Consider the following 14,295-nt stretch of genomic DNA (forward strand, 5'->3'; position numbering starts at 1 on the left):
TGAGTTTAAATTACGGCGCGCTTTTCAAATTGATTTCCAGAGTATTAAATAATTATTAAATCCGTGCTAAAAAACAGTTATGAAATACCTTTTTGACATCTAGTTTAACTTAAGCGCTTCTTTTAAAATACTCACCGGGTGTTTGGCATTTCTGTTTGTGCCATCCTTAATTTGATGACGGCAACTTGTCCCTGCCGCGCCAATTACAACATGCTCTTCCATGTTCCTGATCTTTGGAAATAAGGTATCTTCCCCTACCTGCATACTCACCTGGTAGTGTTCTTTTTCATAGCCAAAGGAACCTGCCATACCGCAGCAACCGGAATTAATAATACTAACAGCGTAATTCCTGGGAAGATTTAACATGAAAAATGTTGGTTCTGTGCTACTTAGTGCCTTTTGATGGCAATGCCCGTGAATTTTTATTGTTAACGATTCATCATTAAATTGGTTTTCCGAAATGTTACCTTTTGAGGCTTCTTTCTTAATGAATTCTTCAATAGTGAATGCCCATTTTGATATGCTTCGAGCCGCCGTTTTATTTTCCGCCAAACGCAGGTATTCATCTCTAAACGATAAAATAGCAGAAGGTTCTATTCCTATTAAAGGCGTTTTATCTGAAATTAATTGAGAAAAGGCAGACACATTTTTATCCGCTATTTGTTTTGCTTTATCCAAAAACCCTTTTGATATAAAACTTCTGCCACTTTCTTCGTGCGACACAATATTAACTTTGTATCCTAACTTTGAAAGCAACCCGAACGTGTCGATACCAATTTGTACATCGTAATAATTGGTAAATTCATCTACAAATAAATAAACGGCACCTTTATCAAACTGATTTTCCGTATAGTTATCTTTATGTTTTGCATACCATTTTCTAAAAGTAACAGCAGCCAATTTTGGAATACTTCTTTCAGAGTGAATTCCCAGGATATTTTTGGAAACTCGTGTGTTTAATAAGGCGTTTGTAAGCCCGGGAAACACACTTCCTTTTTGACTATACCTGACATTGTTTGCCATCATTTTTATTTTGAATGACGGTGGATTTTCTTTTTGATACTGATATAAAAACTCTGCTTTAAAGCTGGCTACATCCACATTACTGGGGCACTCGCTGGCACAGGCTTTACAGCTCAGGCAAAGGTCAAAAACCTGTTTTAATTCCTCATGATTAAACCGGTTTGCTTTATCCGAATTCGTTAAAAACTCCCGAAGTACATTAGCCCTCGCTCTGGTGGTATCCTTTTCATTTTTTGTAGCTCTGTAGCTGGGACACATAGTACCTCCGGTAGATACAGGCTTTCTGCAATCCCCGGAACCATTACATTTTTCTGCGGCTCTTAACAAGCCTTCCGAATCAGAAAAATCTAATATGGTGTTGATTGTTGGTTCTTTTCTATCAACTTCATATCGCAGGGATTGATCCATTGGAAATGCGTCCACAATCTTCCCCTGGTTAAACACATTATCAGGATCGAAAGCGTGCTTTATTCGCCTTAACAGTTCATAATTTCTTTGCCCGATCATCAACGCTAAAAACTCCGCTCTCACAATACCATCACCATGTTCCCCGCTAAATGACCCTTTATATTTTTTTACCAGTTTGGCTGTTTGGGTGGTAATTTCCCGGAACAATACAACATCTTTGGAGTCCTTCAAATTCAAAATAGGCCTTAAATGAATTTCCCCTGCTCCGGCATGTGCATAATAAACTGCTTTTTGACCATAACCATCCATCATACTTGTGAATTCCCCTATATAATTGGGTAGGTCTTGTAAATCTACGGCTGTATCTTCAATACAGGCCACCGCTTTGGAATCGCCTACAATATTGCCTAACAAGCCCAAGCCGGCTTTTCTCAATGCAATAGCTTTTTTAATGTCTTCTTTATAGAGTCTTGGGTAAGCATAACCTAAATTATTGTCTTTTAAATCCCGGATCAGATCATTGGTAAGTGTTTCCAATTCAGCATCGGATCCTGCTCTTAGCTCCAACATTAAAATAGCTTCCGGATCACCATTGATAAAAAACCTGTTCTTTAGTTGTTCGCGGTTATTTTTGGTGCAATCCAAAATGGTCTTATCCAGTAATTCGCAGGAATACAAATTGTGCTTCATGGCTATTACCGTAGCTTCCAAACTTTCCTGAACACTTTTAAAATGCGGTATTACAAACACTTCCTTTTTAGGCGGGAGTTCATCTAGTTGTAATTTAATGGCTGTAGTAAATGCTAAGGTCCCTTCGCTTCCGCATAGTAGTTTAGCGACGTTTATGTTTTCAGATAATCCGTCTTTGGTGTTGCTATCTAAAAAAGCATCAACAGCGTATCCCGTATTTCTTCTATGAATGGTTTTATTAGGGAATTCTTTATGAATTTCAGCCTGAACCTCCGGGTTGGAAAGTTCATTAAAAAGTGTTTTATAAATTGAATTTTCCAGGCTTTCTCCCTGAAGTTTTTCATCTAACGCATCTTTGGTTAGGCTATTAAAAGTCGCTTCCGAACCATCAGATAATATCGTTTTTAACTCCAGAACCTTATCCCTGGTAACACCATATTTAATAGAAGTAGATCCCGAAGAATTATTTCCTACCATGCCTCCTATCATACACCGGTTACTGGTGGAGGTATTGGGTGAAAAAAACAGGCCGTAAGGCTCTAAAAAATTATTTAATTCATCCCTTATAATGCCGGGCTCAACGGTTACGGTCTTTTCTGCTTCATCAAATTCTAAAATGTTCGTGAAGTACTTGGAAACATCCACCACCATACCATCGCCTACACATTGGCCTGCCAATGAGGTCCCTGCTGTTCTGGGAATTAAAGTTGTTTCATTGTCATGTGCAAAAGCAATGAGTTTCTTAATGTCCTCTTTGTCTTTTGGAAAAGCTACTGCTAACGGTATTTTACGATACACCGATGCATCGGTTGCATAAATACTTTTATGTAGATCGTCAAAAAACAGGTCTCCTTTTAATTGAGTGGACAGGCGTGCTAATTTCCGATTGATTTTTGATCCAGGCATGACATGTTTTAAGCGAATATAATTCTTTAAACAAAAAAAGCCTAAACCACAACGGTCTTTTAGATTTTACGAGGCCTTTTCTATTTTAGGAACTATAACCGATTCCCGGATCCAGCAGGGGATTTTAATTTCTTTACCGGAACACTCACAAATGAATATCATCTGTTTGCTAGGTGCCAGTGCCTCGTATCTTTTAACATATTTGTCTGCATCCCTTTTTATGGTGGGATCTACCCTGGAAGCCTTTCTGGCTTCTTTGGCAGCTAGCCAATAGACGGCCCTTTTATTAAATGTATCATCGCCACAGTTATTGGCACTGGCCGCATACATGGCTGCTATAGCTAAATGAGGCCTTCCGTTTGAGGGGTTTAATTTCAGAGCTTTTCTAAAATAGTTCCTGGCCTGACTATAGTTTTTTTTCTGCTTTAAAATCAACCCTATTCTATAAGCTAACCTGGATTTTTTAAATGTATCGGTTTCTAACTCGTATGCTTCGGCTAAATACTTATTCACTTCTTCTGTTTTTCCGTTTTTGATAAGGACGGTCACCACATAAATCTTGGTATCTGCTGAAGGCGCTACCTCATCATAGGCTTTAACCAGTTTTTCATACAAAGCCGCTTCTGTGCACTTTTTATGATACAGCCTACTCACGGCCCGTTTTAACCAAACAGCATCTGTTTTGTGGATCTCAAAGTCCCTGGTATATAACGGGATCAAGTTGGTACAGTCAGCTTTTTTATCAAGTAGCTTAGTAATATTATCAGAAATCAAACTGTAATTCTTTAAATAGCTTTCGTAAGATGCTTTACGTTGTATTTCTTTTTTGGTTAAAGGGGTGCCCTGATCTTCTTTTTCAATTAATTTATTTAGTTTAAGCGAATAATTTTTAACCTCGTTTTCTATTTTTTCATTAACGTCATCATACTTATCAAAAACCTCCTTTAATGTTTTTTTCCCTTCATCTTGTAAATCCACTATCAAAGAAAAATACGTATACAGGCTTTTCGGATTGGTGAATGTTTTTTTATCGGTTTGGAATGCTTTATCAAAACCCTCGTACAACGCCTCTTGAGATATTTGAAACAGCTCCTTATAATTATACCTAAGCTGATAGGCCTTAGAAATATATTCCCCATCCGCTGTTTGATCCGGAAAATAAGTCTCGCGGTCTTCCCATAGTTTTAATAGGTCTTCAATGAACTTTTTTTGTTCAGTACCTTTCGTCTTTTTGATCTTATTCTTTAGTAGCTTCTCTCCGTCAATATAGATAGCCATACTCAATTCCGGGCAATGGTTCCAGACAAACAGCCAGGGTTCATAGGCTCTGTCATAGTTCTTCGATTTTACGTATTCATGAAAAATGGAAAGTTTGGTCTTGCATTCCATGTCCTTTTGAGCAAACCCCATGTGCATGCAACCCATAAAACACATTAGCAATATGGTGATCTTGATTTTCATAACGAGTTAGTTATTAGGATTTTGTTAATAAAATAAGCCACAAAATATGTGCCGAAGTTTAGCCATATTTGAATCTGGTTAAAATGATAAAAGCCCGGCTATCGCCAAGGCCTTTTCATGCTCTACCCCTTCAAGGACCCCCTACTTTAAAATAATCCGAACTGCTTTGCCCAAAACCTAAGACTCCTTTTTATAATGATCGTCCCAGTTTTTGACGGCAGGGGTACCAAGTTTTCCAATGTGCTAAACCATTTGAGAATAAAACTATAGATGCTAATTTATTCTAGTCTTTTTTCATAAGTAGTAAAAGAGATGCCCTGCGTTCCCTGCATGGAACTCAGAACTCTAATGATCTGCTGTTTTACCATTACAAACCTAAGTTTTTAGACCAAAACCAATTATCTTTAAAGTTAGATTTTAACTCATTTTAATTCTTTAATCAACGCTTATATGAAACTTATTAATTCAGAAGAGGACCCGGAATATATTAGCCTGCAAACAGAAATGGTATGGTTACAACAACATGTTAAAGAAACCAACCAACGTGTTATTATGCTTTTTGAAGGTAGGGATACCGCAGGAAAAGGAGGAGCAATAATGCGTTTCATAAGATATTTAAATCCTCGTCTTTTTAAAGTTGTTGCTCTATCTAAACCTACGGAAGTTGAATCGGGACAATGGTATTTTCAACGTTATATTGAACATTTACCCGGGCCGGGTCAAATAGTATTATTTGATAGAAGTTGGTACAACAGAGCCGTTGTTGAGCCTGTGATGGGTTTTTGTTCAAAAGAGCAACACGAATTATTTAACAAACAAGTTGTCCAGTTAGAATCCATGCTAATTGAAGATGGACTACACATGTTTAAGTTCTGGTTTTCCATAAATGCCCGGGAACAAAAGAAACGGTTAGATGACCGCATCCACAACCCTTTAAAACAGTGGAAATTAAGTAGTGTTGATGCAGAGGCCCAATCAAAATGGGAAGAATTCACAGAGTATAAAGAAAAAATGTTTCAAAATACCAGTACTCAAAAATCGCCATGGATCATTATAAATGGAAATGAAAGGGAAGTAGCTCGTAAAGAGGCGATGCGTTGTGTCATTAATAAATTAGATTATAACAAAAAAGGAGATACCGGTGTTAGACTTTCTCCGGATAAGAATATTGTAAAATATGTAATTTAGAATAAGGCTTTATCCACCCCAATTCATTACAAATCACCAATCTTATAAAAGTTTACACTTTAGTTATCAACTTACGGTCATAATTATTTCTTTGACCCTATTAATAAGTCCCTTCTGGATATTGGGAACAAAAAGGATTCTAAAATTAGATTAAAAACAAGTTTAATTTACACTAATAAGGCTGGAAATAAATTATTAAATTAGTAGTTATAAACCTTTAAAAGTCAACACAATAAAACATATACTCTTAATAGGAAATATTGATGGAAATTCCATTCCATTACTTAGATACACGGCTAAATTATGCAGAGATTTGGACTTACGCTTTCATGTTTTAAAAATTGAAGAGAAGCATGACCCTGTTTTTGTTTCAGCTCCGCATTACCACAGTAGATTAGGACTAAGGACAAGTTCTCAAACAGTGCCAAATAAAAAAGAACTAGAGTCCTTCGTATTAAAGAATACTAACGATATCATTGAGTCTTCCTGGGTATCCACCAAAATAGTGCACGGCAATATCAGGCAATGCTTAGATACTTTTATTAATGAGCAAAAAATTGATTTAATCATTGCCAGGCAAACAACCTTTAAAAGATTTGGTATTTACAGTAATGATATTTTTAAACAAATATTGTTAAACATTTCTGACCTCCCTACGCTACTTATACCGGAAAACAATTCTTATGAGCCAATACGCAAGTTTGCCTATTTAACAGATTTTAAACAGGATGACTTCATCAATATCCAATGGTTAAAAAATAACGTTCCAAATGCTGTTATTGAAGTGCTTCACTTTTCAAGAAATTTTAAAGAAACCCCTGAGCATCACAGATGGATTAAATATTTAAAGCATGAAATAGCAGATACAAATATCACATTCTGTCATAAGGATTTAACAATTGATGAATTTATGGAACAGGAATCTTCCAATACTCAACCAGATTATGACTGCCTGGTACTGACTACGCATAAAAGAAATTTTTGGCAAAAAATGGCCGACCCCAGTACTGTATTAGGCTTTCTAAATGAAATAGAAGCCCCTACTTTAGTATTCAAATACACTTCTGACAAATTAAACACTTAATGTAAATGAAAGAAAAGCTACTTGATAATTTGGAGCATATATTAACCTTTGCCGGTATCATATTATTGACTTTTTTAGTTTCCTTTTTGGTCAATAAATTCTTTAAGCGTCAGATAAGGAAATCTACTGAACTGATGAAAACAGACCCAACCAACTATCAATTTTTAAGGCATTTGGTAATTGCTTTAATTTACATAGTTGGTACAAGTATAGCCATATATACCATGCCAAAATTAAGGCTTTTAGCTACCTCTCTTTTAGCAGGGGCAGGTGTCCTGGCTGTAGCCGTAGGTTTTGCTTCTCAGCATGCACTCAGTAATATTATTAGTGGCATATTTATTGTCATATTTAAACCATTCAGAATAAATGACCGGCTCAATGTTGGAGGCAGGATTGGCATGGTAGAAGATATAAGTCTCAGGCATACTGTTATAAGAGATTTTGAGAATAGAAGGATCATTATTCCAAATTCAATTATAAGCCAGGAAATTATCACTAATTCTGATTATGGCGATGATAAAATATGTAAATGGATAGATATTGGAATTAGCTATGACTCCGATATTGAATTGGCAAAATCTATCATAAAAAGTGAAATTTTAAACCATCCTCTGCATATAGACAACAGAACAGACATTCAAAAAAATGAAGGAGAAGAATTAGCGCCCGTAAAAGTTATACAATTGGCAGATTCATCTGTTAATTTACGAGGTTGGGCCTGGGCCAAAGACTCTGCCGATTCCTTTAAAATGGGTTGTGATTTACTTGAAAGTATTAAATTGAGATTTGACAGGGAAGGTATAGAAATTCCATTCCCTCACAGAACGATCGTTCACAAAGAAAAAGCCATTAATAACGGGTAAATCTATTATGAATAAACAAAAGAAAAAAATAGGTCTTGCTCCCGGTTCCATAGTTTTTACCGGAAATAGAAAAGTTGATAAGGTAGTCATTCATCATTTGCAATATGACTCCAATAATTTAACGGAAAGAGTCATAGATAGTCATTCAAAATCAACTTTAACCAGGTCTGAGGACACTTTGGTTGACTGGTACGATGTTAGAGGCATGCATGATACGGAATTAATTGGTCTCTTTGGAAGCACATTTGACATTCACCCGTTAATATTAGAAGCTGTTGTTGACATCCACCAAAGGCCCAAGTTTGAAGAATACCCCAAAGGGAATTTCATTCTGCTTCGCTCCTTAAAGTTTGATTCTGAAACATTAGAATTGAAAAGAGAACATGTAGCCATCTATTTTAATAAAGGGTTCGTGGCAACATTTCAGGAAACAGAAAGTGACTTGTTCGAGTCTGTTAGAAAGCGTATTAATTCTGACAGCCCCCGTATAAAACTGCGAGGGGCTGATTATCTTGCCTACGCTTTAATGGATGAGACCGTAGACAATTATTACATTGCCCTGGAAAGTATTGAATCTCATATTGAAGCCTTAGAAGACAAGATGGTGGAAAGTGTGGATGATAGCAATAAAAATAAAATTCATCATTTGAAAAAAGAGTTATTGGCTTTTCGCAAGTCTATAGTACCCCTTAGAGAAGCCATCGCTAATTTTTATAAAACAGAAAGTGCTTTTGTTCAGGAAAACAGCCGTGTTTTCATAAGGAATTTATATGAAAACACCATTCAAATCATGGATACGGTAGAATCGTATAGAGATATATTAAATGGCCTGCAAGACCTTTTTATTTCAGAGGTTAGCTTTAAGATGAATAAAGTCATGCAACTGCTTACGATCATCTCTGTAATATTTATTCCCTTAACGTTTCTGGCCGGAATATATGGAATGAATTTTGAAAATATTCCTGAATTAAAATATAAATACGCATACTTTATTCTTTGGGGAGTCATGATCTTCATCTTTGTGGTTATGATTTACTTTTTCAAGAAAAAGAAGTGGCTGTAACTTTATTACTTAGGAGAAAAAGCAGGTTTGTACAAATCCGCTTAGTCCTGTTGTAACCATTCGTTCAACCCATTGATTTCTTCATGCGGGCAACTGTTTTGGGCCAGCCGGCATAACCAATACATGGTACTTTGCATTTGTTGGTTTTTATATTGGCTTGGTTCCAGTTGAGCCAACATTAATACACCGTTTAGTAAGGATTCCTGCATATAGGCAAGTTCATTTAAGTCACTGATAGGGACTTTTATATAGCACTGTTTGGCCTGCCCGTCAGTCAGATGGGTTTCAGGGTCTGTATGCAGCGTATGGCAATAGTTTGTCTTAAATTCCTGTGGTGTCATTTTATGGTTTTGTCATGTATTTTGGATTTGTGCTTCTCAAATATAGGAATAAATTTTACATTGCGGAATTTTTTCCGCATTATTGTTTAAGACAAGCCATTACTTTGTTCTATATGGTTAGTCTAAAGAAAAAAATCTGTAATTACATAGCATCTGAATGGATTAGTGAATACGAATCCAATCGACAATTTGCTAAAGACCATGCCATAGACGAAAAAGTAGTTAGAAGAATACTAAAACCTGAGGGAAGTGGTATTTCTTTAACTACACTGGAAAGAATCTGCGAAGCTCGTGAAATAAAAATATCAGAATTTTTTAAAATGATTGGGGAGTAATATCTATACTCTATTATTGATGTAGAGTTATAAACACTGCACGAATTCCAAAAAGCCTTAAGAAATTCAAACTGGAATCAAGAAGTAGTAAACAACTATCTGACTATACACTTATAATAAAAAACCAAATTTCAAATGTAGTTTGGGTTTTAAATTGGTCCATTACAGCCTAAAAAAACTAATTACAGGTTTTTAAGAAAATTCGTATATTTGGTTAATCTCTCCCTATTATTAAATATCAATTGAAACAACTCAGAAGAACTGATGAAAAATAGTTCGAGAATTATTTTTGTAGGTGGCATACACGGTGTAGGCAAGAGTACCATATGCAAAAAAATTTGTAATGATCTAAATATTGAATATTTATCAGCAAGTGAGCTTTTGAAGTGGAAAGAATTAAACAGCGATTTAAAAAATAAAAGAGTAAAGGATATAAATGAAACGCAGAATAGGCTGATAATGGGTTTAGAAAACACTATTTCAAAGGATAAAACCTATTTATTAGATGGTCATTTTTGTTTGCTCAATAATAAAAATGAAATTGTAAATGTTCCTTTAATGACTTTTAAACAAATTTCTCCAGTATCATTAGCGATTATTTTAGGAGAAATACCTGAGATAAAGAAGCGACTTGAAAAAAGAGACAGAAAATCTTACCAATATTCTTTACTGAAGAATTTACAAGATAGCGAGTTATCTCATGCAAGGCATTTATCAAAAGAATTGGGAGTGATTTTAAATATCGGTACTCAAAAAGACTACCAAAAGATTATGAATTCTCTCCGTATTACTATGTGAAATAAAGGATTTTGAACATGACAACAATACACTGTTTTAACAAATAGCTATTATGGAAAACTCATTTTTTGTGTTCTCAGACGGCAACATCCCAATTGTATTAAAGAGGTTCCATATGTGTACTTGGGAGTTTAATAATAACAGCTCTCTAATTGAATTTGGTTTTGAAGTTGATAATAAATCAATTACAGAAGATAGTTTATCCATATCCTTATTTATTCCATGGATGAATAAATCTTGTGAAGTCAAAGATTTATACGGTAAACTAAGAAATTCTGAGAATAGTAGGTTTATTTTTAATGATTCGGTCAGCAGTACTCATTCTTTAGATGGTGGTTTAAACAGGACAGGTGTAATCCATACATTTTCAAATAGGAATAGGTTGTGCCTAATGCCAGTTGCTCTTGACAAAACTAGAGACCAATTTATCACAACTACCATTAACCTAAACTCATATCGCGCTCTCCCAGACGAAGAAAGACCAAATGTTTATTTTAGGTTTTGGGTGAAACCAACAATTTCTTATATATCCATGCGAAAGAAAGGAATTGGTAAGTCAACCATTATTCATGATATCAAAATCAACGAGAAAAGAAATATTCCAGATGATCAAATAGACTTTTTTAACGATAAAGAAATCTGTGAAATTGAACAATGTTTTTCATTTAATATAGTGCCTAACAAATATGATATTTTGTTTTATGACAATTCCTCTTTAAAGAATGTAAGGACTCTAGAGTATGAATCCTTCAATAAATATTTAGGTGATAAGCGAGTGAAAAAAGATGAATTGATAGTGATTTTTAATAAGAAGAAATCTGAAGAATCATATTCGTTTTTCTCTATTTATTCTAAAGAAAGAATAGGCTTTGGTCAATTTTCCTTAGCAATACTAATTAATATTGTTTGCGGAATTCTATTATTTATTCCTGGATATAGGAACACTCTAAATTCAGAAAAAGGATTTCGAGAAATTATAAAAGAACTACCACTTGAGATTTACATTGCAATTATTATTGTGATTAGTATGATACTTTTCTTTTTGTGGCCTTGGTTAAAAAATTATCTTGATAGTTTATGGGAAAGGGCTCGTTCAATATTTAAAAAAAATAGATGAGGTGTATCTTCTGTAAAAAGGATAGTTCTAATTCAAAGTCTGTTGAGCACATTATACCTGAAAGTCTGGGAAATAAAAAGCAAGTACTTTCAAAAGGCATCGTTTGTGATTCTTGTAACAATTATTTTGCTCTTAAGATTGAAAAACCAGTCTTAGAAATGCCATATTATGCATCACTAAGAGGAAGAAAAGCAATCGAGACTAAAAAGGGAAAAATACCTGGTATCCCAGGATTTATGAAAAATAAAAATGAAACGGAATTAAAGGTTTTCCCAAGCGAAAGCAATACCCTAAAAATTGTTGTAGAGGACAAAAATGTCTGGGATTCTATAGAAAATTATGATAAAATTTATATTCCACTTTACGATAAACCCCCAAAAGATAATTTAAATGTATCTAAGTTTATTGGTAAAATTGCTCTAGAAGCACTTGCAAAAAGAGTGTCTTCGTGTGAAGGTTGGCAAAATGATTTTGTTGAAAATGATGGTTTAGATGAACTACGTCACTTTGTAAGATATGGAAAAGGTTACACTCTCTGGCCATATTATATTAGAAGAATTTACGATGAGAATCAAATTAGCTACGACAGGAAGTCTGATAAAACAATGGAAATAATGAATGAGTATGACTTCTTTATTCCCGATAAACCAACTATCAATGGAGAAGATAATCGATTAGATAATTTATATTTTGTAATGGCAATTATGGGTGTTGAATATACCATAAATTTAACTAATACAGGACTAGATAGATACTTGAAGTGGCTATCTAATAATGATAATAAATCAATTCTACAAATGGAAAAACGGAATTTCATTCAAACTTAAATATATGAGAGCTTTACTTGATACAAATATTATTATTCATAGAGAAGCATCTAAAGTAGTGAACCAAGATGTTGGAATATTGTACCGTTGGCTAGATAGAGCTAAATATACTAAATATGTGCACTCAGTGACAATAACTGAAATTAAGAAATATAAAAATCATCAAGCTGTTGAAACTTTTCAGATAAAACTAGAAAGCTATGAAAAAATAGAAATTCCTTCTCCAATACAACCTGAAGTAACAGCTGTATCAGAGAACATTGATGTTAATCAAAATGATAGGAATGACACGCAGCTTTTAAATGAAGTCTTCGTAGAAAGGGTTGATATATTAATTACCGAAGACAAAAAAATGCACAAAAAAGCACTTGAACTAGGAATTGATCATAAAGTATATACGATTGACTCATTTTTGGAAAAAACATTTGCCGAACACCCGGACTTGGTAAATTATAAGGTTCTAAATGTTCAGAAATTAAAATTTGGAAGAATAAACCTTGATGATGATTTTTTTTCAAGTCTAAAAGAAGATTATCACGGCTTTGACAAATGGTTCATTAAAAAATTTGATGAAGAAGCTTATATAACTGTGAACTCAAACAACGGTTTATTACTTTCCTTTCTTTATTTGAAGATTGAAAATAAACATGAGAACTACAACGACATATTACCTAAATTTAGTTCGAAAAAAAGGTTGAAAATTGGAACATTTAAAGTCATTAACAATGGTTTTAGATTAGGTGAGCGATTTATGAAAATAATCTTTGACAATGCACTTAAAAATAAGGTTGATGAAATATATGTCACCATTTTCGATAAAAGAGAAGGGCAAAGAAGGTTAATTGACCTTTTTGAAAAATGGGGGTTTGTTCAGTGGGGTAAAAAAGGAAATAATGAATTAGTTTATGTTAGAGACTTTACTAAAAAAGTAAACCCAAATAAGTTGAGACATACCTATCCATATATTTCAAGAAAAAATGATTGCTATATAGTCCCAATCTATCCTGAATATCACACAGAATTATTACCCGATTCTATTTTAAACACAGAGTCTCCAGAAGAATTTATAGAAGATTTTCCTCATAGAAATTCAATAAATAAAGTTTATGTATCAAGAGCTTTATTACCACATCCCAGTAAGGGTGATATACTAATATTTTATATGACAGGAGGGTATTATAAAAGCGTGATTTCTACGATTGGCATTGTTCAAGAAGTAAAATATAATTTTGTCAATGAAGATGAATTTATATTATATTGCAGAAAAAGTAGCGTGTTTCCAGAAGAACAATTACGCAAAATGTGGAATTATTCTCCAGAGAAACCATTTGTTGTTAAATTCCTATATAATTATTCTTTTCCCCATAGAATAAACATGAAAGAATTAATAGATTTGCGAGTACTTGCTGGAGTGAACGATGCTCCAAGAGGATTTAAAAAAATATCGAAAGAACAGTTAACCACAATTTTAAAAGCCACAAAAAGCGATGAGAGTTTTATTGTCGATTAAACCTGAATTTGCATTCAAAATATTTGACGGAATTAAAAAATTTGAGTTTAGAAAAGTTATCTTTAAAAAACCTGAGATCAAAACAGTTATTGTTTATGCTTCATCACCCGTAAAAAGGGTAATAGGAGAATTTGAAATAGATGATATCATTACTTCCAGCCCTAAAGATTTATGGGAAACTACAAAATTACAATCCGGAATAACGGAGGATTTTTTTTATGAGTATTTTGCCAATAGGGAAATTGCACATGCAATCAAGATAAAAGAGACAAAAAAATATAATCAGCCTTTATGTATCAAAGAAGATTTCAACGTCTTTCCTCCTCAATCATATGTATATTTATAATTCCCTAACCTACTCTTCGAAGTTTTCCCGTGTTGAGCCTGTATAAGCATAACTTCGAACTAATTGGTAACGCCAACAAAAAGTGTTGATCCTGAAAATAGAGTGCGAAGTTTTAAACCACTTCGTGGTCCCATAACGCTAAAGCGTCACAGACCTGGGCTTCCCGCCAAGGCGGGATAAACCTCTCACCCAGGTTTATTCCATAAAAAAGCCTCAGCTTTTTAGCTGAGGCTTTGTACCACTTCGTGGTCCCACCTGGGCTCGAACCAGGGACTTTCTGATTATGAGTCAGATACTCTAACCAACTGAGTTATAGGACCTGAAATTGGAGTGCA

At 34.3% G+C, this 14,295-nt stretch carries 13 protein-coding genes and 1 tRNA gene; 10 read left to right on the forward strand and 4 right to left on the reverse strand.

Annotation, left to right across the window (positions count from 1 at the left end; all coding sequences use genetic code 11):
• Positions 1-99: 99 nt before the first annotated feature.
• The gene (locus tag Q0983_RS07740) at positions 100-3,027 is read right to left on the reverse strand and encodes an FAD-binding and (Fe-S)-binding domain-containing protein (RefSeq protein WP_299550952.1); all 2,928 of its coding nucleotides are present in this window, start codon (positions 3,025-3,027) and stop codon (positions 100-102) included.
• 66 nt (positions 3,028-3,093) lie between these two features.
• Positions 3,094-4,488: a tetratricopeptide repeat protein gene (locus Q0983_RS07745; RefSeq protein WP_299550955.1), complete on the reverse strand. Its 1,395-nt coding sequence runs from the start codon at positions 4,486-4,488 to the stop codon at positions 3,094-3,096.
• Positions 4,489-4,938: 450 nt separating this feature from the next.
• Between Q0983_RS07745 and ppk2 the strand changes: the two genes are divergently transcribed.
• The 4 genes from ppk2 to corA all read left to right on the forward strand — a co-directional run bounded on the left by ppk2 (position 4,939) and on the right by corA (position 8,686).
• Positions 4,939-5,676 carry a polyphosphate kinase 2 gene (ppk2, locus tag Q0983_RS07750; RefSeq protein WP_299550958.1) on the forward strand — a complete coding sequence of 246 codons (738 nt, stop codon included), beginning with the start codon at positions 4,939-4,941 and terminating at the stop codon, positions 5,674-5,676.
• A gap of 313 nt (positions 5,677-5,989) precedes the next feature.
• Positions 5,990-6,760, forward strand: coding sequence for a hypothetical protein (locus Q0983_RS07755; protein WP_299550961.1), 771 nt, complete (start codon positions 5,990-5,992; stop codon positions 6,758-6,760).
• Between the two features lie 5 nt (positions 6,761-6,765).
• The gene (locus tag Q0983_RS07760) at positions 6,766-7,623 is read left to right on the forward strand and encodes a mechanosensitive ion channel family protein (protein ID WP_299550964.1); all 858 of its coding nucleotides are present in this window, start codon (positions 6,766-6,768) and stop codon (positions 7,621-7,623) included.
• Between the two features lie 7 nt (positions 7,624-7,630).
• Entirely contained in the window at positions 7,631-8,686 is a 1,056-nt protein-coding gene (corA, locus tag Q0983_RS07765; RefSeq protein WP_299550967.1) for a magnesium/cobalt transporter CorA, read from the forward strand.
• 41 nt (positions 8,687-8,727) lie between these two features.
• On the opposite strand, the gene Q0983_RS07770 is transcribed toward corA, so the two are convergent.
• Positions 8,728-9,027, reverse strand: a complete 300-nt coding sequence (locus tag Q0983_RS07770; protein WP_299550970.1) for a hypothetical protein — start codon at positions 9,025-9,027, stop codon at positions 8,728-8,730.
• Between the two features lie 113 nt (positions 9,028-9,140).
• Here Q0983_RS07770 and Q0983_RS07775 point away from each other — a divergent pair, with 113 nt between their 5' ends.
• The 6 genes from Q0983_RS07775 (at position 9,141) to Q0983_RS07800 (ending at position 13,960) form a co-directional block, all read left to right on the forward strand.
• Positions 9,141-9,362 carry a helix-turn-helix transcriptional regulator gene (locus tag Q0983_RS07775; protein WP_299550973.1) on the forward strand — a complete coding sequence of 74 codons (222 nt, stop codon included), beginning with the start codon at positions 9,141-9,143 and terminating at the stop codon, positions 9,360-9,362.
• Between the two features lie 264 nt (positions 9,363-9,626).
• A complete protein-coding gene (locus tag Q0983_RS07780; protein WP_299550976.1) occupies positions 9,627-10,160 on the forward strand; it encodes an ATP-binding protein in 534 nt (177 codons plus the stop codon).
• A 52-nt stretch (positions 10,161-10,212) separates the two neighbouring features.
• Positions 10,213-11,277: a hypothetical protein gene (locus tag Q0983_RS07785; protein ID WP_299550979.1), complete on the forward strand. Its 1,065-nt coding sequence runs from the start codon at positions 10,213-10,215 to the stop codon at positions 11,275-11,277.
• Positions 11,274-12,104 (forward strand): HNH endonuclease, encoded by an 831-nt coding sequence (locus Q0983_RS07790; RefSeq protein ID WP_299550982.1) that lies wholly within the window; start codon positions 11,274-11,276, stop codon positions 12,102-12,104. Before Q0983_RS07785 ends, Q0983_RS07790 begins: the two co-directional genes overlap by 4 nt.
• A 4-nt stretch (positions 12,105-12,108) precedes the next feature.
• Positions 12,109-13,614: a PIN domain-containing protein gene (locus tag Q0983_RS07795; protein ID WP_299550985.1), complete on the forward strand. Its 1,506-nt coding sequence runs from the start codon at positions 12,109-12,111 to the stop codon at positions 13,612-13,614.
• Positions 13,592-13,960: an ASCH domain-containing protein gene (locus tag Q0983_RS07800; RefSeq protein WP_299550988.1), complete on the forward strand. Its 369-nt coding sequence runs from the start codon at positions 13,592-13,594 to the stop codon at positions 13,958-13,960. Before Q0983_RS07795 ends, Q0983_RS07800 begins: the two co-directional genes overlap by 23 nt.
• 246 nt (positions 13,961-14,206) lie before the next feature.
• Here the strand turns inward: Q0983_RS07800 and Q0983_RS07805 are convergent.
• A tRNA-Ile gene (locus tag Q0983_RS07805) sits at positions 14,207-14,280 on the reverse strand.
• Positions 14,281-14,295: the final 15 nt, after the last annotated feature.

This window comes from Seonamhaeicola sp. (assembly GCF_028281565.1).
GTDB lineage: Bacteria > Bacteroidota > Bacteroidia > Flavobacteriales > Flavobacteriaceae > Seonamhaeicola.